Annotated in this window: 20 protein-coding genes and 1 pseudogene; 12 read left to right on the forward strand and 9 right to left on the reverse strand. The window is 66.6% G+C overall.

All coding sequences use genetic code 11. The annotated features are described in order from the left end of the window. Positions 1 to 43: 43 nt before the first annotated feature. From HGR_RS10075 to HGR_RS10110, 8 genes are all read left to right on the forward strand, one after another. Positions 44 to 748 (forward strand): YqgE/AlgH family protein, encoded by a 705-nt coding sequence (locus tag HGR_RS10075; protein ID WP_006298128.1) that lies wholly within the window; start codon positions 44 to 46, stop codon positions 746 to 748. 1 nt (position 749) lies between these two features. Further along, positions 750 to 1,160, forward strand: a complete 411-nt coding sequence (ruvX, locus tag HGR_RS10080) for a Holliday junction resolvase RuvX (protein WP_006298129.1) — start codon at positions 750 to 752, stop codon at positions 1,158 to 1,160. Beyond that, a complete protein-coding gene (gene pyrR / locus HGR_RS10085; protein ID WP_006298130.1) occupies positions 1,157 to 1,699 on the forward strand; it encodes a bifunctional pyr operon transcriptional regulator/uracil phosphoribosyltransferase PyrR in 543 nt (180 codons plus the stop codon). The genes ruvX and pyrR overlap by 4 nt, the downstream gene beginning before the upstream one ends. A gap of 37 nt (positions 1,700 to 1,736) precedes the next feature. After that, on the forward strand, positions 1,737 to 2,699 hold the full coding sequence (locus HGR_RS10090) for an aspartate carbamoyltransferase catalytic subunit (protein WP_006298131.1): 963 nt from the start codon (positions 1,737 to 1,739) through the stop codon (positions 2,697 to 2,699). A 21-nt stretch (positions 2,700 to 2,720) separates the two neighbouring features. After that, positions 2,721 to 4,028, forward strand: coding sequence for a dihydroorotase (locus HGR_RS10095; protein ID WP_006298132.1), 1,308 nt, complete (start codon positions 2,721 to 2,723; stop codon positions 4,026 to 4,028). Positions 4,029 to 4,120: 92 nt separating this feature from the next. After that, the gene (locus HGR_RS10100) at positions 4,121 to 4,885 is read left to right on the forward strand and encodes a lysophospholipid acyltransferase family protein (RefSeq protein WP_039853161.1); all 765 of its coding nucleotides are present in this window, start codon (positions 4,121 to 4,123) and stop codon (positions 4,883 to 4,885) included. 26 nt (positions 4,886 to 4,911) lie between these two features. Beyond that, on the forward strand, positions 4,912 to 6,240 hold the full coding sequence (locus tag HGR_RS10105; RefSeq protein ID WP_081463507.1) for a YjgN family protein: 1,329 nt from the start codon (positions 4,912 to 4,914) through the stop codon (positions 6,238 to 6,240). Between the two features lie 19 nt (positions 6,241 to 6,259). After that, the gene (locus HGR_RS10110; protein ID WP_006298135.1) at positions 6,260 to 7,408 is read left to right on the forward strand and encodes a M48 family metallopeptidase; all 1,149 of its coding nucleotides are present in this window, start codon (positions 6,260 to 6,262) and stop codon (positions 7,406 to 7,408) included. Positions 7,409 to 7,509: 101 nt separating this feature from the next. Here the strand turns inward: HGR_RS10110 and HGR_RS10115 are convergent, their stop codons facing one another. Then, a complete protein-coding gene (locus HGR_RS10115; protein WP_006298136.1) occupies positions 7,510 to 8,589 on the reverse strand; it encodes an ABC transporter ATP-binding protein in 1,080 nt (359 codons plus the stop codon). Positions 8,590 to 8,760: 171 nt separating this feature from the next. Between HGR_RS10115 and HGR_RS10120 the strand changes: the two genes are divergently transcribed. After that, positions 8,761 to 10,404: an ABC transporter permease gene (locus tag HGR_RS10120; protein WP_050797433.1), complete on the forward strand. Its 1,644-nt coding sequence runs from the start codon at positions 8,761 to 8,763 to the stop codon at positions 10,402 to 10,404. A gap of 37 nt (positions 10,405 to 10,441) precedes the next feature. Here HGR_RS10120 and HGR_RS10125 read toward each other — a convergent pair whose 3' ends face one another. After that, on the reverse strand, positions 10,442 to 10,837 hold the full coding sequence (locus tag HGR_RS10125; protein ID WP_006298138.1) for a c-type cytochrome: 396 nt from the start codon (positions 10,835 to 10,837) through the stop codon (positions 10,442 to 10,444). Between the two features lie 22 nt (positions 10,838 to 10,859). Between HGR_RS10125 and dtd the strand changes: the two genes are divergently transcribed. Continuing rightward, positions 10,860 to 11,387: a D-aminoacyl-tRNA deacylase gene (gene dtd / locus HGR_RS10130; protein WP_006298139.1), complete on the forward strand. Its 528-nt coding sequence runs from the start codon at positions 10,860 to 10,862 to the stop codon at positions 11,385 to 11,387. A 161-nt stretch (positions 11,388 to 11,548) separates the two neighbouring features. Beyond that, on the forward strand, positions 11,549 to 12,172 hold the full coding sequence (locus HGR_RS17340) for a hypothetical protein (protein WP_138922475.1): 624 nt from the start codon (positions 11,549 to 11,551) through the stop codon (positions 12,170 to 12,172). 26 nt (positions 12,173 to 12,198) lie between these two features. Here the strand turns inward: HGR_RS17340 and ybeY are convergent, their stop codons facing one another. Together ybeY and HGR_RS10140 are read right to left on the reverse strand one after the other, a co-directional pair. Next, a complete protein-coding gene (gene ybeY / locus HGR_RS10135; protein WP_039853168.1) occupies positions 12,199 to 12,669 on the reverse strand; it encodes an rRNA maturation RNase YbeY in 471 nt (156 codons plus the stop codon). Positions 12,670 to 12,704: 35 nt separating this feature from the next. Then, on the reverse strand, positions 12,705 to 13,661 hold the full coding sequence (locus tag HGR_RS10140; RefSeq protein WP_006298142.1) for a PhoH family protein: 957 nt from the start codon (positions 13,659 to 13,661) through the stop codon (positions 12,705 to 12,707). 59 nt (positions 13,662 to 13,720) lie between these two features. On the opposite strand from HGR_RS10140, the gene ruvA reads away from it, so the two are divergent. Next, positions 13,721 to 14,305, forward strand: coding sequence for a Holliday junction branch migration protein RuvA (gene ruvA / locus HGR_RS10145; protein ID WP_006298143.1), 585 nt, complete (start codon positions 13,721 to 13,723; stop codon positions 14,303 to 14,305). A gap of 63 nt (positions 14,306 to 14,368) precedes the next feature. Here the strand turns inward: ruvA and HGR_RS16845 are convergent, their stop codons facing one another. The 5 genes and pseudogenes from HGR_RS16845 to HGR_RS10170 form a co-directional block, all read right to left on the reverse strand. After that, positions 14,369 to 15,637, reverse strand: coding sequence for a carbonic anhydrase (locus HGR_RS16845; protein WP_006298144.1), 1,269 nt, complete (start codon positions 15,635 to 15,637; stop codon positions 14,369 to 14,371). Positions 15,638 to 15,849: 212 nt separating this feature from the next. Then, the gene (locus HGR_RS10155) at positions 15,850 to 16,536 is read right to left on the reverse strand and encodes a cysteine hydrolase family protein (RefSeq protein ID WP_006298145.1); all 687 of its coding nucleotides are present in this window, start codon (positions 16,534 to 16,536) and stop codon (positions 15,850 to 15,852) included. Then, positions 16,533 to 17,462: an ABC transporter permease gene (locus tag HGR_RS10160; protein WP_006298146.1), complete on the reverse strand. Its 930-nt coding sequence runs from the start codon at positions 17,460 to 17,462 to the stop codon at positions 16,533 to 16,535. Before HGR_RS10160 ends, HGR_RS10155 begins: the two co-directional genes overlap by 4 nt. Positions 17,463 to 17,469: 7 nt before the next feature. After that, positions 17,470 to 18,639, reverse strand: coding sequence for an ABC transporter permease (locus tag HGR_RS10165; RefSeq protein WP_081463508.1), 1,170 nt, complete (start codon positions 18,637 to 18,639; stop codon positions 17,470 to 17,472). Then, positions 18,632 to 19,023: pseudogene (locus HGR_RS10170) on the reverse strand (ABC transporter ATP-binding protein); the annotation flags it as partial. The pseudogene HGR_RS10170 and the gene HGR_RS10165, both read right to left, overlap by 8 nt.

The raw sequence follows: 19,023 nt of genomic DNA on the forward strand, positions 1-19,023 counted from the left end.
GCGGCCCGACGATGCCGGCGACCCGGCCCACTAAAATCCGGTCATGGCCCAAGACCGCGCTTCCGAAGACAGCATCAACCTGACGAATCATTTCCTGATCGCCATGCCCGGTCTGGGAGATGCCTTCTTCGCCAAGAGCGTGGTTTACCTCTGCGAGCACAGCGAGCGCGGCGCGCTGGGGCTGATGATCAACAAGCCCACCGACATCACCCTGAAGAACCTGTTCGAGAAGGTCGACTTGCCCCTGGGCCGAGCCGACTTGCGGGACGCGCCCGTGTTCCAGGGTGGCCCGGTGCAGACCGAGCGCGGCTTCGTGCTGCACGACGCGCTGGGCCCGGGGGTGGAAGCTCCCCCCGCCTGGGCGGCCGTGCCGCGCGCGGGGGAGGTGATGGACTCTGAAGAGGATGCGCAAGGCGATCGCGAGGAGGGGCCTTCCGACGCGGTGTATGCGTCCACCCTGGTGATTCCCGGCGCCGCGCTGGAGATGACCACGTCGCGCGACGTGCTGGAGGCCCTGTCCAACGGCGCGGGCCCGCACCGGGTGCTGATTTCCCTGGGCTACTCGGCCTGGGCGCAGGGCCAACTGGAGTCCGAGATCGGTGAGAACAGCTGGCTCACCGTGCAGGTCGACGCCGCGCGCATGATGGCGCTGATCTTCGACACGCCGATCGAGCAGCGTTATGAAAAGGCGCTGGCCCTGCTCGGCCTGGAAGCCTGGATGCTGTCGCCCGACGCGGGGCACGCTTGACATGGCGGTGACCGCGGCGCAGCAAACTTTCCTGGCCCTGGACTTCGGCCTCAAGCGCACTGGCGTGGCCGTGGGCAATCGACTGCTGAAGCAGGCGCAGCCGCAGGCCACCATACGCGCCGAGGGGGATGCTCGTTTCACGCAGATCGCGGAGCGCATCCGCGAGTGGCAGCCCGACGCGCTGGTGGTGGGCGTGCCTTTCCACCCCGACGGCGCCGCGCATGACAATACCGAGCGCGCCCGCAAGTTCGCGCGCCAGCTGCGCGGGCGGTTCGGCCTGCCGGTGCACGAGGTCGACGAGCGCTACAGCACCACGGAAGCGATCGCCGAGGGCGGGGGCGGCAAGCGTTTCGATGCCGACGCGGGCGCGGCCTGCGTCATCCTGGAACAGTTTTTGAGGAGTCTCGAATGAACAGCAGCGGCGGACCAAGCCCGGTACACGAAGTGGCCAGCGCGGGGGTTCTTTTCCTCGACGCCGAAGCGCTCTACCGCGAGCTGCTCAAGGGCGTGCGCAGCCTGGTCACGCCGCAGACCCGTCTGGTCGGCGTCACGTCCGGTGGCGCCTGGCTGGCCGAGCGCTTGCAGGCCGATCTGCAGCTAGAGGGCAAGCACGGCGTGATTTCCTCGGCCATGCACCGCGACGACTTCGCGCGCCGGGGCTTGAGCAATTCCGCCCAGACCGTGCTGCCCTTCGACGTGAATGAGGCGCACATCCTGCTGCTGGACGACGTGCTCTACACCGGCCGCACCATCCGCGCGGTGCTCAATGAACTGTTCGACTACGGCCGCCCGGCCAGCGTGCAACTGGCCGTGCTGGTGGACCGGGGCGGGCGCGAGCTGCCCGTGGCCGCCGACTACGCCGCCGCGCGCGTCAGTCTGCCCGACGACCGCCTGCTGCAACTGGCGCGCGGCGAGGACGGCCGCTTCAGCTTCCGCGTGGAAAGCGCCTGAGCGCCGACGCGCATCCGCCCGGGCCGCAACAACAACCATGAAACACCGCAACCCCCAACTCAACAAGAACGGCGAGCTGATCCACCTGCTCTCCACCGAAGGGCTGCCGCGTGACATCCTCACGCACATCCTGGACACGGCCGCCAACTTCGTCAGCGTCAGTGACCGCGAAGTGAAGAAGGTCCCGCTGCTGCGCGGCAAGAGCGTGTTCAACCTCTTCTTCGAGAACAGCACGCGCACGCGCACCACTTTCGAGATCGCGGCCACGCGCCTGTCGGCGGACGTCATCAACCTCGACATCGCGCGCTCCTCGGCCAGCAAGGGCGAGAGCCTGCTTGACACCATCGCCAACCTGAGCGCCATGGCGGCCGATCTCTTCGTCGTGCGGCACAGCGAGTCGGGCGCGCCCTACCTGATCGCCCAACATGTCGCGCCGCACGTGCACGTGGTCAACGCGGGCGACGGGCGGCACGCCCACCCCACGCAGGGCCTGCTGGACATGTACACCATCCGGCACTACAAGAAGGATTTCAGCAACCTCACGGTGGCCGTCGTGGGTGACGTGCTGCACTCGCGCGTGGCGCGCTCCGACATCCACGCGCTGACCACGCTGGGCTGCGCCGAAGTGCGCGTGGTCGGTCCCAAGACCCTGGTGCCCGCCAACATGGCGCCCATGGGCGTGCGCGTCTGCCACACGCTGGAAGAAGGCATCAAGGACGCGGACGTGGTCATCATGCTGCGCCTGCAGAACGAGCGCATGAGCGGCGCCTTGCTGCCCAGCAGCCAGGAATTCTTCAAGAGCTTCGGCCTCACGCCCGAGAAGCTGCAACTCGCCAAGCCCGACGCCATCGTCATGCACCCCGGCCCCATCAATCGCGGTGTGGAGATCGCCTCGGCGGTGGTGGACGGCAAGCAGAGCGTCATCCTGCCGCAGGTCACCTTCGGCATCGCGGTGCGCATGGCGGTGATGAGCATCGTCGCGGGCAATGTGGCGAACTGACGGTCGGAACAAGGGCATCGCATGAAACTGTTGATTCAAGGCGGTCGCGTCATCGACCCGGCCAGCAAGACGGACCGCATCGCCGACGTGGCGATCGCGGCGGGACGCATCGTGGGCCTCGGCTCGGTTTCGGCCGATTTCTCGCCGGATCGCGTGATCGACGCTCGCGGCCTGGTGGTCGCACCCGGTCTGGTGGACCTCGCCGTGCGCTTGCGCGAGCCCGGCCACGAGCACGAGGGCATGTTGGAGAGCGAGATGGCCGCTGCGGTGGCGGGCGGCGTGACCAGCCTGGCCTGCCCGCCCGACACCGACCCGGTGCTGGACGAACCCGGCCTCGTGGAAATGCTGAAATTCCGCGCCGAGAAGCTGCACCAGGCGCGTGTCTTTCCCATCGGGGCGCTCACGCGCGGCCTGCAGGGCGAGAGCCTGACCGAGATGGCCGAGCTGACCGAAGCGGGTTGCGTGGCCTTCGGCCAGGCCGATGTGGCACTGCTCAACACCCAGGTGCTGCAACGGGCCTTGCTGTACGCCGCCACCTTTGGCTACACGGTCTGGCTGCGACCGAATGATCACCACCTCGGTCAGGGCGTGGCCGCCAGTGGCGCGCTGGCCACGCGGCTGGGCTTGTCCGGCGTGCCCGTCGCGGCCGAGACCATCGCGCTGCACACGATCTTCGAGCTGGTCCGCAACACGGGCTGCCGCGTGCACCTGTGCCGCATCTCCAGCGCGGCGGGCGTGGCGCTGGTGCGCCAGGCCAAGGCCGAGGGGCTGCCCGTCAGCTGCGATGTGAGCGTCAACAGCTTGCACCTGTGCGATACCGACATCGGGTACTTCGACCGCCGCGCGCGCCTGACGCCACCGTTGCGCCAAAGCACCGACCGCGACGCGCTGCGCGCCGCGCTGGCCGACGGCACCATCGACGCCTTGGTGTCGGACCACACGCCCGTGGACGAGGACGCCAAGATGCTGCCCTTCGCCTCCGCCGAACCCGGTGCGACGGGCGTGGAGTTGTTGTTGAGCCTGGCCCTGAAGTGGGGTGAGACCCTGGGCAAACCTGGTTCTGACGGACTGAGTCGCGCGCTGGCCGTGCTGAGCAGCGAACCCGCGCGCGTGCTGGGCGGTGCCCTGGGTACGCTGCAGGCCAGCATCGGCAAGCTCAGCGTGGGCGGCGTGGCCGACCTCTGCATCTTCGACCCCGCTGCCGCCTGGACGGTGACGCCCGAGGCCCTGCGCAGCCAGGGCAAGCACACCCCCTTTGCCGGCTATGAGCTGCCCGGGCGCGTGCGCTGCACCGTGGTGGGCGGGCAGCTCGCCTACCAACGCCATTGAGCGGCGCGCAGACTCGGCGCATGACGAAGCAAGTTCAGACGGATCTGCGCGGCGAGGGCCAGGCGGCCGCGGGTCGGCGCAAGCCCAGCCAGGTGTCGCGGCTGCGCGCCAGCTGGCGCCTGGCCCGCGCCTTCCTGCACTTGTTCCACGGCCTGTTCATCGTGGTCGTGCGTTTCCCGCGCCTCAACGAAGAGGCGCGCGCGCTCCATGTGCAAGTCTGGGCCCGTGCCTTGCTGCGCCATTTGGGCCTGCGCGTGGAAGTTCGTGGGGACGTGGTGTCGCCCGGCCCGCTGCTGCTGGCGTCTAACCACATCTCCTGGCTCGACATCATGAGTCTGCACGCAGCGCGTTACTGCCGCTTCGTCGCCAAAGCCGACATCCAGCGTTGGCCGCTGGTCGGACGGCTGGTGGCGGGCGCGGGCACGCTTTTCATCCAGCGCGAGTCGCGGCGTGACGCGATGCGCGTGGTCCAGCACATGGCCGAGCGCCTGCGCGCGGGCGAGGTGCTGGCCGTCTTCCCCGAAGGCACCACCAGCGACGGACAATCCCTGCTGCCCTTTCACGCCAATCTGCTGCAGGCCGCCATCAGCGCCGACGCGCCGGTCCAGCCCGTCGCCTTGGATTTCCTGGATAGCCGAGGCGAACGCAGCCTGGCGCCCTGCTACATCGGGGACGACTCCTTGCTGGACACCGCCTGGCGCACGGCCCGTTCCAAGGGGCTGGTGGTGCGCGTGACCTATGGCACGCCTCAAACAGCTCAGGGACGGGATCGCCGGGCTTGGGCCGATGCGCTGCGCGACGAGGTCATTCGCCTGCGTGATCAGCCGGCTCCCGATGGCGAGCAGGCAGTTCGCTGAGTCCAGCCGGGCAGGCGGTACACGCGATGTCCCGAAGAGTCTTACGGACTGTTTCGGATTCAGGTGCCCGAGGTCTGGGATGCACCAGAGACAATGAATCCACTTTCAACAGGGAGGGAGAAGCCGCGATGCGGAGTTTCGAAGAAGAGGTCAAGGAGATGGAACAGTCCAAAAAGGCGGGGCCGGTGAGAGAGATCAGAGAGAGCCAGGAAGACGTGAAGGAAGAAGCGGGTGGCACGCAAGCGGTGGCGCTAGGCCCGGCCGAGCTGGGCATCCGTTTCGTCGGTTCGGGCAGTGAGTATTTCCGCATCTGGATCGTCAATCTCCTGCTCACCCTGGTGACGCTGGGCTTCTATTACCCCTTTGCCAAGACACGGCGCCTGAAGTATTTCTATGGCGCGACCGAGGTGGGTGGGCACCCCTTGTCTTTTCACGGCAAGCCTTGGGCGATGTTCCGGGGGTATGTCCTGGCGGCGTTGCTGCTCTTTCTGTACAACATTGCGAGCAAAGTCTCGCCGATCGTCGGTCTGCTAGCCTTTGCAGTCCTGATGCTTGCATGGCCTGCCTTGTGGCATGCCTCCTTGCGATTCAGTTTGGCCAATACGGGATGGCGCGGCCTGCGTCTGCGATTCACGGGCACGCGTGGTGGCGCCTACGGCGCGTTTGCACTGCTGTACGCCTTGCTCGCGGTGTTTGTCATCGGGATCACTTTGGCCAGCTCGACCGCGCAGGTGCTCCAAAGTCACGCCTTGATCATCATTCTGCTGGCTTATCCGGTGGGCCTTGCGTTGATTCCCGCGGGGTTTTGGCTACACCGGCGCTATCAGCAGGCGCATTTGGCGATCGCCCATGAACAGACTGCGTTCGATGCCGGCGCGGGGCAGTTCTATCGCCTGTTCGGCATGACTCTGCTCTACAGCACATTGCTCTTTCTGGCCGGCGCGGTCGCGATCATTGGCCTGACGAAAAGCCGTGCCTTGGCCATGCCGTGGACGATCACTGCCCTGGTGATAGTGGGCTACCTCTTGGTTTTGTGCGTGGTGGGCGGGTACTTCGTCGCGCGTCTGCAAAACCTGACGTGGAACGGCACGCGTAGCCCCGGCCTGGCTTTTCGCAGCGCGCTCCCGGCAGGAGCGTTGATCCAACTCTGGTTCAAGAACTGGCTGCTGACTTTGGTCACGGTCGGGCTCTACCATCCCTTTGCCAAGGTAGCCAACGCGCGCTTGCGGCTGGAGGCGGTGACCTTGCTCCCGACCGTCAATTTGGACGAGTTGGTGGCCGCCCAGAATGCGAATGCATCCTCCGCCATGGGGGACGCCGCGGGTGATCTGTTCGGTCTGGACTTCGGGCTCTGAGGCAGGCTCGCCCAACGCCATGCCAATCGCCCCAACGCTCCCGCCATTCACCTCCATTGAGGCGCTGTACTTCGACGGCCGCAGCGCGCGGCCTCAGTCGGTGCGGTTGGACGTGGTCGCCCGCGAGTTGCGGGCCTGGGGCGCCACGGACGGTGATGTGTCGGACGCCGCGTCGGGCGCGGCTCAAATTGGCCGCTGGCCTGTGAACCAGGTTCAATGGCCCGAGCGCACGCGACATGGGCAGCGGGTGATCCTGCTGGACGGCGGTGGTTCCCTGCAAGTGGCGGATGCGACGGCCTTCGACGCCTGGCGTGCTGCCATCGGCCATCGGGATGGCTGGGTGGTGCGGGCGCAGCTGCATTGGCGCGGCGTGCTGCTGGCTCTGGTGCTGCTCGTCGGCGTGCTGTTCGTGGGCTACCGCTGGGGGGTACCTTGGGCGGCGGGCCAAGTCGTGCGGGCCCTGCCCCTGCAAGTGGATGATGCGCTGGGCACCGAAGCCTTGAGTAGCCTGGACCAGCACTTGCTGTCGCCCAGTGCCTTGCCCGCGCAGCGCCAGGCCGAGTTGCGCGCCGCCCTCGACCAGGCCGTGCGCGCGATGGACGAAACCCCCGTGCCCTGGACCCTGCATTTCCGCGCGGGCGTGCCGAGGACGGACACCGCAGGCACGGACAAAACCAGCAAGGACAAGAACACGCGACGTGGCATCGGTCCCAACGCGCTGGCCTTGCCGGGTGGCCACATCATCATCACCGACGAGCTGGTGCGTTTGCTTGAGGGCCGCGACGACGCGGTGCTCGGCGTGCTGGGCCATGAGTATGGCCACGTGCGCTTGCGCCATGGCATGCAGGCCCTGGCACGGATGACGCTGGCCTCGGCGGCGGTGTCCGTGGTGGTCGGCGACTTCAGCAGTTTGCTGGGCGCGGCGCCGCTGCTGCTGGCGCACATGGACTATTCACGCCACGCCGAACGCGAGGCCGACGCCGAGGCGGTGCGCCTGCTGCGCGCAAGCGGCTTGTCGCCCCAGGCCATGGTGGTGTTCTTCGAGCGCATGGCCGCGCGTCAGCCCGGACGCGCATCTCGCGAAGAGGGCGGCCTGCCCATTGCCCTGGCCAGCCATCCGGCGGACACGGAGCGCATCCGCTTTTTCACCGAGGCTGCCGCGCGCTGAAAGGGTGAAGGGCTGTGCGCCCAGGTGCACTGGGCGCACTGGGCCGCGTGCCGATGCGATGCACGCGCGTGCATGCGTGCCCTGGCTCGCCTGGCGCGGTTTCAGTCCCGCGCCGGAAACGTCACCACATGGTCCACCTCGGGCCGGATGCCGATCCATTCGCCGATTTTGTGGTCGTGGTGGCTGGGCACGTGGGCCAGCACGGTCTGGCCGTTGGCGAGGCGCAGGGTGTAGAGGAATTCCGCGCCACGGAAGGCCTTGCGCAGGATTTGCGCTTTCACCGGCGCGCTGTCGTCGTGCACGATGTCGTCGGCGCGCAGCAGGATGTCACGGCCCTCGCCGGGCCGGGCGCTGGCGAAGTGGCTGGAGTTCACCTCGCTCAGCTCGCCCAGCGGCGTTTGCACGACCACGCGGCCGTTGACCTCGCTGACGGTCGCTGGCGCGAACACGCCGTGGCCGATGAAGTCCGCCACGAAGCGCGTGGCCGGCCGGTGGTAGAGCGTGTAGGCGTCGGCCCACTGGTGCAACTGGCCTTCGTGCATCACCCCGATGTGGTCGCCGATGGCGAAGGCTTCCAGCTGGTCGTGGGTGACGAAGAGCGCCGTGGCCTGCGCGGCCTTGAGGATGGTGCGTACTTCGTGCGCCAGGCGCTCGCGCAGGTCCACGTCCAGGTTGGAGAAAGGCTCGTCCAGCAACAGCAATTGGGGCCGCGGCGCCAGCGCGCGGGCCAGCGCCACGCGTTGCTGCTGACCCCCTGAGAGTTCATGCGGATAGCGCCCCTCATAACCTTCCAGTCCCACCAGGGCCAGCACCTCGCGCACGCGGTCCTGGCGCTCTGCGCCGCTCGGCCGGGGCTTGGTGTATTCCAGGCCAAAGCCGACGTTGCGCGCCACGGTCAGATGGGGGAAGAGCGCGTAGTCCTGGAACACCATGCCGATGCGGCGTTCCTCGGGCGGCAACTGCAGACCCGCGCTGCCGACCACGCGGCCTTGCAGACGGATGGCCCCGGCATGAACCTGCTCCAGCCCGGCCACGGCGCGCAGCAGCGTGGTCTTGCCGCAGCCCGAGGGGCCGATCAGCACGCCGATGTCACCCGCGTTCAATTGCAATGACACGCCGCGCACGGCGGACGCCTGCGTGCCCGCGTACCGCACATCGAGGTCTTGGACTTCCAGAAACATGGGGAAGCATTGTAGATACGTACAATTCTCAATTGCCTCAGGCGGCCTTCTGGCCCTGCGCGCACTGCGCTTGAGTCAGTCCCCGTCTTCCCTAGGAAATTCTCTTCCGTGCCTGTGTATTCCTCGTCTTCCGCAGGGTCCCTCAGCGCTGCCTGGCTGCGCCCGGTTCTGATGCTGGGGCTCACCGCCGTGTTGATGCTGCCGGTGTTGGCCTTGTTCGTCGCCTGGTGGCCGGGGGACCTGACACGTTGGATGGGCGTGGGCGGTCTGGAGGAGGGCGTGCGGGCGCTCGACGTGGTGCGCGAGATGGCGTCTTCCGTCTTGCCGCGTTACGTGGGCACCACGCTGCTGCTGTGCGCGCTGGTGGGCCTGGGCGTGACCGTCGTGGGCCTGGCGACGGCGGCCGTCGTGACCTTGTTCGATTTTCCCGGGCGGCGCTTCTTCGAATGGGCACTGCTGCTGCCCTTGGCCATGCCCGCGTATGTGGTGGCCTACGCCTACACCGACTTTCTACAGTACAGCGGCGCCTTTCAAGAAGGGCTGCGGGCGCTGACCGGTGCTCAGGGCCGCATGTTTCCCGAGATCCGCAACACCTGGGGCGCGGCCTGGGTGCTGACGTTCACGCTGTATCCCTATGTCTACCTGCTGGCGCGCACCGCGCTGGCCGAACGTGCCGCGCACCTGATGGAGGCCGCGCGCCTCTTGGGTGCGCCTCTGGGTGCGCGCGTGCGTGCCGTAGCCCTGCCGCTGGCACGGCCTGCCGTGGCCGCCGGCGTGGCGCTGGCGCTGATGGAAACGCTGGCTGATTTTGGTGTGTCCAGCTACTTCGGCATCCAGACCTTCACCGCGGGCATCTACAAGGCCTGGCTGGCCATGGACCACCGCATCGCCGCCGCGCAGCTGGCCACCTTGTTGCTGGGCGCGGTCGCCGTGCTGTTGTGGCTGGAGCAACGTTCGCGCGCACGCCTGCGTTTCGTCACCGCGCGCGGCGGCGCGGGCGGCGCCGCGGCTTCGGGCGAACAGGCGCGGCCGGTCAGCTTGGCGGGTCGACGCGGCGGCTCGTGGTCTGCCTGGCTGGTCTGCGCGCTGCCCATCGTCATGGGTTTTGTCGCGCCCGTGCTCTTCATGCTGCACCCGCTGCTGGGCAACTGGGCGGACCTGCCCTGGGACCGTTTCCTCGGCTGGGCCGCCAACAGCGTGCGCCTGGGCCTGATCGCCGCGGTGCTGGCGGTGGCCGTGGCCTTGCTGCTGGCCTTCGCGCTGCGCCGCCGACCCGACCCGTTGACGCGCGGCGTGGCGCGCATCGCTGGCCTGGGCTATGCCGTGCCGGGCGCCGTGGTCGTGGTGGGCCTGTTGCTGCCCGTGGGCTGGGTGCAGGCCAGCTGGCCAGACAGCGGCCTTTCGTACTGGATCACGGCCACCTCGCTGGGCATCGTCTGGGCCTACCTGGTGCGTTTCACCGCCGTGGCGCTGGAGTCGGTGCAAAGCGGCTACGCGCGCATCCCGCCCAGCCTGGACGACAGCGCGCGCCTGCTGGGCGCGGGGGGCTGGGGCCTGCTGACGCGCGTGCACGGCCCGCTGCTGCGTCGCCCGCTGATCGCGGCGACCCTGCTGGTCTTCGTAGACGTCATGAAGGAGTTGCCCGCCACCCTGGTGCTGCGCCCCTTCAACAGCGACACCTTGGCCGTGGTCACCTACCAGCTGGCGCGCGACGAGCGCCTGGGCGAGGCGGCCTTGCCCGCGTTGGCCCTGGTGCTGGTGGGCCTGATCCCGGTGGTGATGCTGAGCCGGGCCCTGCGCAGCCGCTCGATCTGACAGAGCGGGCGCTTGCCTGGGTGCGAGACCGCCGCGCTCAGCGCTTGAGCGTCGAGAAGTAGAAAGCCACGGCCTCGATCTCCGCGTCCGTCAGGCCCAGGGTGATCTGCTGCATCACGGTGGAGGGGCGAGCACCATCACGAAAAGCGCGCAGCTGCTGCGCCATATACCCCCGGGGCAAGGCGGCCAGGGGGACGATGATCGAATCCTTCGGGGGGCGGCCCTCGGTGCCATGGCAAGTGGCGCACACCGCGGCCAGGGTGCGTTGCCGCGCCAGACTGAACTCCGGCGGCGCGGCGCTCTGGATGCCCCGCGCACGGGCCTCGGCCGCTTGCTGCGCCTGGGCCTTGGCGTCACCCGTGGACGCACAGCCCTGAACCAGCAACAGCAGACTGGTCAGCAGCACGGTCAAACGGGGGCGAGCGAGCAGCATGGGCCGGGTTATAAACCTTCTCATGCTCGCTTTACTGCAACGTGTGAAGGAAGCCCGCGTCGACGTCGCGGGCCAGACCATTGGCTCCATCCAGCAAGGCTTGCTGGTCCTGCTCTGCGCCGAGCGCGGCGACAGCGAGGTCGTGGCCGACAAGCTGCTGGCCAAGATCCTCAAGCTGCGGATTTTTTCGGATGAAGGGGCCGGCGCCGGGCCGCCCCAAGCCGGCCCAGCCCCCTCGGGGGGCAGCGAACCACACGCAGTGGGGAGCGTGGGGGCCAACAGGTCCGGCAAGATGAACAAGAGCCTGGTCGATGTGGGGGGTGGTTTGCTGGTCGTCAGTCAATTCACGCTGGCTGCCGACACCAGCAGCGGCAACCGACCCAGCTTCACCAACGCCGCGCCGCAAGACGAGGGGCGCAGGCTATACGACTACTTCGTGGCGCAGGCCAAGGTGTCACATCCCATGGTGCAGACCGGGCAGTTTGCGGCGGACATGCAGGTATCTTTGGTCAATGATGGGCCGGTGACGATACCGATATGGATGAAATGAGCTTCTGTGCGTTCAAATGCTTAAAGTAGGTCAAATTGAAAGGCAGGCGAATGCAGCGCTAGGAAATCGTAAAACTGCTTATAAATTTTTCTCAAACCATGTAATGATCGTGCTTTCTATATGGACATAGGTAGTCCTAAATAAAAATTTGGAGGGATTAAATGCGTTTTTTTGTGATTGGTGCTCTATCGCTGATGCTTGCTGCATGTGCAGGGAAGCTTGACTATGTCCGTCCGCAGGCTCGGCCAGAAGCTTCTGCAAATGTCAAAATCATTGATCGCCCGCGCGAGGCGGTGTGGACGTCGAGTATTCCGGAGTTGGGGAAGAAGATTTTTGGTGTGAACACCATCGATAAGTCATCCGGTCTGTTGAATATCACTTATACCGGCAATCCAGAAGAGTTCATAGATTGCGGAAGAATTACTTCTTATGTGTCCAATGCGCGCGGGGAGCGAACCTATGATTTTCCGGCAGCAAAAGCACAACAGTCTTATGAAATTATGGAGCAGGGAGGAAGTCTTGTTTTCGTTGATCGTCGAATGAGTCTAGAAGGAAAGATCAATTTGATCTTTGAAGAGGCTGGGCCCACATCAACGCGTGTCACCGTCAATACACGTTATGTGGTAACAAAAACGGCCACCGTTCGTTACGCTACTAATAATTTTCCGCAAACTACTGTTGAGTCCATAGTCTTTAATACGGGTGGTGGATCAATGTTTCCTTTGCAGACTGTGTGTCTTGCTACGGGAGCATTGGAGAGAGAAGTTCTTTCTGCCATCAAATAAGACATGGCCATGGGGATAAGAATCCATTACTCATACGGATTCCCCAACCCCATCCCCTCCATCAACAACACCTCTAGCGCCTCCATCTCCAGCGCATCGGTTTCGCTGGTCTCATGGTCGTACCCTTGGGCGTGCAAGGTGCCGTGCACCAGCAGATGGGCGTAGTGTTCTTCCGGGCTCTTGTTCTGCTCTTTCGCTTCTTTTGCCACCACGGGCGCGCAGAGCACGAGGTCGGCGGTGACGACAGGCTCCTTCGTGTAGTCGAAGGTCAGCACATTGGTGGCGTAGTCCTTGTTCCGGTAGTCGCGGTTGAGCGCGCGGCCTTCGGCGGCGCCAACGACGCGCACGGTGATCTCCGCGTCACGCAACAGGGCCATGCGCATCCAGCGCGTCACGCGGGCCTTGCTCAGCAGCTTCTTGTGCGCCTCGGGCACGGCGTTGCCGAACTGAAGGTCCAGCGTGAGGTCCGGCAGCTCGGTCGAAGAACGGGCAGACATGGCGACAGACGGCTGAGCGGCGCGTTGCTTGGGCTTCATGCGCGGTCTCCCGCACGCACGCTTTCGCTCCTGCGCTTGTCGTAGGCATCGACGATGCGCGCCACCAGCGGGTGGCGCACCACATCAACGCTGGTGAATCGGCAGATCGCGATGCCCTTGACGCGCTTCAACACGCGCTCGGCGTCGACCAGGCCGCTCAACTGCGTCTTGGGCAGGTCGATCTGGCTCACGTCGCCCGTGACAACGGCGCGTGCGCCGAAGCCGATGCGGGTGAGGAACATCTTCATCTGCTCGGGCGTGGTGTTCTGCGCTTCGTCGAGGATGACGAAGGCGTTGTTCAGCGTGCGCCCGCGCATGAAGGCCAGGGGCGCGATTTCCAACGCATTGCGCTCGAAAGCCTTCTGCACCTTCTCGAAACCCATGAGGTCGTAGAGCGCGTCGTAGAGCGGGCGCAGGTAAGGGTCCACCTTCTGCGTCAGGTCGCCGGGCAGAAAGCCCAGGCGCTCACCGGCTTCCACGGCCGGACGGGTGAGCACGATGCGCTGCACGGCGCTGCGCTCCAGCGCGTCGACGGCGGCGGCCACGGCCAGGTAAGTCTTGCCGGTGCCCGCGGGGCCGATGCCAAAGGTGATGTCGTGGTTGGCGATGCTGTCCATGTAGAGCGCCTGGTTGGGCGTGCGCGCGCGCAGGTCCTGCCGGCGGGTGTGCAGGACCTCGCCGCCGTCGTCCAGTGCCATGCTGCTGTCGCCCGCGAGCATGAGCTGCACATGGTCAGGCTGCACGGGGCGTGCCGCCATCTCGTACAAGGCCTGCAGCACTTCGAGCGCGCGTTGCGCGGGTTTCTTCGCGCCGTCGATCTTGAACTGCTCGTGACGGTGGGCGATCTTGACCTGCAGCGCGATTTCGATGGTGCGCAGGTGCTCGTCGGCGGGGCCGCAGAGGTTGGCCAGGCGCGTGTTGTTGGGTGGGGTGAAGTCGTGGCGCAGGATCATGGGGGGGTGGAGTGGATAATTTCCGCTCGGTTTCAAACACAGTGAATGATAGGTCCCCCATGATCGGCAGGCTTTCCGGCACCCTCATCGCGAAAAATCCCCCCGAGGTCTTGGTGGACTGCCATGGCGTGGGCTACGAGGTGCAGGTGTCCATGAACACCTTCTACCACCTGCCCGTGCTCGGGCAGCCCGTCACGTTGCTCACCCACTTCGTGGTGCGCGAGGATGCGCAGTTGCTCTACGGCTTTGGCGAGGACGCCGAGCGCGCGGCCTTTCGCGAACTGATCAAGGTCAGCGGTGTGGGGCCCCGCACGGCGCTGGCCGTGCTCTCGGGCATGAGCGTGGCCGAACTGGCTCAGGCTGTCACGCAGCAGGAGATGGGGCGGCTCCTCAAGGCGCCGGGCGTGGGCAAGAAGACGGCGGAGCGCCTGCTGCTGGAGCTCAAGGGCAAGCTGGGCGCCGACATCGGCGTGGCCGGTCCTGGTGCGATGGCGGCCGGGCATGACGCACAGGCCGACATCCAGCAGGCGCTGCTGGCCCTGGGCTACAGCGACAAGGAAGCCGCCGCCGCGCTCAAGGCCCTGCCCAAGGATGTCGAGGTGAGCGAGGGCATCCGCCTGGCGCTGAAGTCGCTCGCCAAATGACAAGGGCCCTCCGTGGAGGGCCCTGGCTTGGCCGGACCTTTGGCCCGATCGGCGGGCTCAGCCTCAGTTCGTCGGCATGGCACCCGTGAGCGTGATCGCGTCGCGGATGGTGCGGCTGTTGCGCGGCTGCAGCGGACGGGCTGTGTTGCTGTAGAGCTGGGTGTACATGTAGAGCTGCTCGGGGCTGATCTGCACCGGCTGCTTCAGCACCAGCCACAGCACGCCCTCGGTGCAAGGCGGGGTGGTCAGCGAACCAAAGTAGGAGTAGTAGCGCTGGTCCTTGGGCAGGATGTCGTAGACGTTCACCAGGTCAGGCGGCATGCGCACGCTGTCGCTCGGGCCCAGGGGCATGTGGGTCCAGACCTTCTCGATCAGGGCGTTGGGATCGCCCGTCTCGAACAGCACCGTCACCACCGCGAGCTGACCCATGTCGTTTTTGTGCACGAAGTGCGCGCCCAGGGGGAAGTGCTGGCCGTTGATGGTCTCCTCGGCCGGCGCATGGAAGTGGAACTGCAGCAGCCTGTACTTGGTGTTGCGCACCGTCAGCACGTTGTCGGTGTTGTAAACCTTGACCTCGATGCTGTGGCCCGTGTCGGTGATCGTGCCCTTGCTGGGCTTGTAGCTGAACTGCAGCGGTTCAGCCGGGCCCTTGAGGGTGTCGTCGTCCATGATGGCGATGGGCGACTGCGTCTTGCCCTTGCCGCACATCGCGTACTCGGGCTTGAGCTTGTGCCAGTTCTGCGGGCCGCCCGGGCCTTCGTAGCTCCAGTGCTCGGGCAGCTCCGGCTCGGCGTGCTTGGCCACGGGTTTGGGCATCGGCAGCGGCTTGGCGCGGATCACGATGCCCGAGGCGTTGCGCGGATTGGACGATTGCGCCAGGCGGGTCTTGCCGTCAAGTTCCGCCTTGCGCATTTGCGCGCTGTTGGTCGGCTTGCTGCCTTGCGGCGCGGCGCCGGGGTTCTTCGGCGGCTGCGATCCCGTGGCCATGCCGCCGCTGCTGCTGTTCTTGTCGATGATGATGTTGAGCTGCTTGCCCGTGGCGTCGCCGCCGTTCATCACATCCTTGATTTGGTTGGCGATGGTGTTGCTACCGCCCTCGACCCGCACCGGTGCCTGTTCGGCCGACGGCTGGCGCACGGGGTTGGTCGCCACGTCCCCCTGGGGCGCGACGGGCTGCGTGACAGGGCCTGCGGCACTCTTGGGCGCAGACGCGGGCGCCTGGGCACGGCCGAGCGAAGGTGCCAGCGCGGCGGCGACCAAGGCCAGCGCGGTGGCGCCCGTGAACAAGGCGAGCAACTGCTGGCGCAAAGACGGTGCGGTGCGTGTTTTCATGGTTTTCTTGATCCCGATTTCCCGTGATTCCCGTGGACTGGTCCGGATTCGCGGCTGAATTGCGAAATCCTATAGGACTCGTCATCCTATCGGCAAGCCGGGGGAGGTACTTGAGCGGTAAATTTTCCGCCCATGGGCCGCGATCTGACTTTTTCGGCGTTTCCGGGGGCGCCGGGGCCCCAGCGGGGTGGCGCGCTGCGCGGCGCGCGGGTTCAGGCTTCGAAGCCTTGCTTCCAGCCCGCCAGCAAGTCTTGCGAGTCCATCACCAGTCCCAGGTGCAGGGACACCATGGACAGCGCCGCCGACTCCAGCGGGTCGTCGGTTCCGCGCACCAGGTCGCGCAGCACGATCACGCGGTAGTTGAGGTTGTTGGCGTCGAAGGCGCTGTTGAGCACGCAGCAGTCGGTGAAGCCGCCGTCGAAGACCACGGTGGTGATGCGCTGGTTGCGCAGCAGGAAATCCAGGTCGGTCGGGTAGAAGGCCGAAAGCCGCCGCTTGTTCTCGACCCTCAGGTCCTGGGGCAGCACCTCGGTGACCCATTCGGTCCAGGGGCTGCCTTCGATGGCGTGGGCGGCGGCGTTGGGAATGGGGCCGACGTGCAGTGGAAATGTGCGGCGCCACGCGGCCGGGATGCCTGCGAGGTCGTCCGCGCCGCCCGCGCGCAGCACCGATTTCACATGCACGATGGGCACGCCCAGCGTTCGCGCCTCGCGGTGAAACGCGTTGATGGGTTCGACGACGTCGCGTGCGCGCGGCGCGGGGCAAGGGCAATCGGGGCTGTCCTCCAGATGGCCCCGGTGCATGTCGATGGAAATCACCGCCGTGGTGGCCGGGTCCAGGTAATCGCGGAAATCAGCGGCCGGGACCTCGCGCGGCTGCTCGTAGACCCAGACTTTCATCGCCGCTCCTCTCGCACATAGGGTTCACCCAGGGCCCCAGGCTGAGCGTCGCTGCCCGCGCGCCGGCCCAGCGCGACCCAGACCATCACGCCCAGGGTGATGACGTAGGGAGTCATCAGCACGAAATACTGGGGCAGCTGGATGCCGGCCGCCGCCAGTTGCGGGATCAGCGCCTCGACGCAGCCGAACAGCACCGCGCCGGCCAGGGCCTTCCAGGGCGACCAGCGCGCGAAGATGACCAGCCCCACCGCGATCCAGCCGCGTCCGCCGGTCATGCCCGCGATCCAGAGCTTGGTGGACAGCAGCGAAATGCAGGCGCCGGCCAAGCCCACCAACGCCGCGCCCGCGAGCACCGCGACGAAGCGGTAGGTGCCCACCGGGATGCCGGCCGCGTCAGCTGCCTGAGGGTTTTCGCCCACCGCGCGCCATTTCAGTCCGGTGCTGGTGCGCTTGAGGAACCCCACCACGGCCAGGAAGATGAAGGGCGTCAGCAAGACCACGGGGTTCTGCACGAACAAGCCGCCCATGAAGGGCAACTCGGACAGCGGCCAGAGCGCCACCGGTCCTTGCGCCGTGACGGGCACGCTGGTCCACCCCAGCAGCGTGCCGAGCAAGCTGGACAAGCCCTGGCAAAAGAAGACCAGCACCAGCCCAGCGATGACCTGATGCACGCGCAGCCACACGACCATGATGGCGAACAGCACCGACACCAGGCTCGCCGCCAGCATGGTGAGCACGAGGGACACCAGGGTGGAGCCAAAGGTGAGCTGCGCCCCGATGGCCACCAGCGCCCCGATCAGCATCAGACCTTCCGCGCCCAGCGAGAGCACGCCTGCACGCTCCGTGAGGATCAGCCCCAGCGCCGCCAGTGCGTAAGGAACGGCGAAGTCCGGGATGCTGGCGATCCAATGGCCCATCAATTCCATAAATACCTCAACCCGGCAGCACGCGGCGCAGGCGGTAGCGAATGAAGAAATCGGACGAGGCCACGCAGATCACGATGATGGCTTGGATCAGCTGCACCATCGAAAACGGGATCTGGTAGAAGACCTGCAGGCTGCGTCCCGCGACGAAGAGGGTGGCGATCAGCAAGGCGACGATGCTGGCCGCGATGGGGTGATTGCGCGCCAGGAAGGCGATCAGGATGCCCGAGAAGCCATAGCCGTGGTGGAAGGCCTGGGTCAGGCGGCCCTCCTGTCCGGCCGCGACCAGGAAGCCCGCCACGCCAGCCAGTCCTCCCGACACCAGGACCGCCAGCAACACCATGCGGTCCGTGGGCACGCCCGTGGCGTGGGCCACGCCGGGGTTGGCGTCGACGAAGCGCAGGTAGAGTCCCGCTCGGCTCAGATTGACCAGCCACCAGGCCAGCAGCATGGCCACCAGCGCCAGCGAAACGGCCGCGCCCGATGCGCCGAGGAACTCGGGCAGCCGTTCGAAGCTGCGGAACTGCGGCGAGTGCGGGAACGCGCTTTGCGGGTCCTTCCAGGCCCCGTACAGCAGATGCAGCAGGAAATTGCCCGCGATGTAGTTCAGCATCAGCGTGGCGATGATCTCGTTGACGCCCAGGCGCAGCTTGAGCAGCACCGGGCCCAGCGCCCACAGCAGGCCGCAGACCGCCGCGACGCACAGCATCAGGGGCAGGCGCAGCGCGGGCGGGCCGATCTCGAAAATCGAAATCGCCGTCGCGCCGATGGCTCCCCATACCATCTGGCCTTCCAGGCCGAGGTTCCAGAAGCGGGCGCGAAAGGCGATGGCGGCCGCCAGCCCGACCATGATCATGGGCGAGGCCTGGAACAGCACGGCCTGCAGGCTTTGCGTGTCGAAGACGGTGGCGATCACGAATTCCTGGAAGAGCTCTCCCGCAGGCACGCCGGCGGCGACCAGGATGGCGCCCGAGAGGGCCATCCCCACCAGCACGGCCAGCAGAAGCACCAGCACCTGCGCGGGCCAGGCCATGTGCTGGCGGATCTCGAGGGTGTAGCGTCGGCTGAGCAGCGGCTCACGGCGACGTTTCGGCGTTGGAGTCGATGCCCAATTTGATGTCGAATTCGACGCTGAATCGAGCGGCAAGGGCGCCGGATGGGAAGCAGCGGCGTCAGTCATGGTGGGTCATGGCTTGACCAATCGCCTGGCGATCGGCCGGTGGGTCGAATTCGGCGACGATGCGCCCCCGGGCCATCACGCCAATGCGGTCGGCCAGCTTGAGCACTTCGTCCAGGTCCTCGCTGATCAAGAGCACGGCGGCGCCCGCGTCACGCGCGGCGCGCAGCCGCGCATGCACTTCGGCGCTGGCGCGCACGTCCAGCCCGCGGCTGGGGCTGTGCGCCAGCACCAGGCGTGGCTGCTTGCTGAACTCGCGCGCGATCACCAGTTTCTGGGCATTGCCGCCAGACAGCAGCGCGGCCTTCTGCGCAGTGGAACGCACGCCTTGCACGTCGAAGGCCGCCACGGCCGCGCGCGCGTCGGCCTCGAGCCGGCGGGGGGGCA

The organism is Hylemonella gracilis ATCC 19624, assembly GCF_000211835.1.
GTDB lineage: Bacteria > Pseudomonadota > Gammaproteobacteria > Burkholderiales > Burkholderiaceae_C > Hylemonella > Hylemonella gracilis.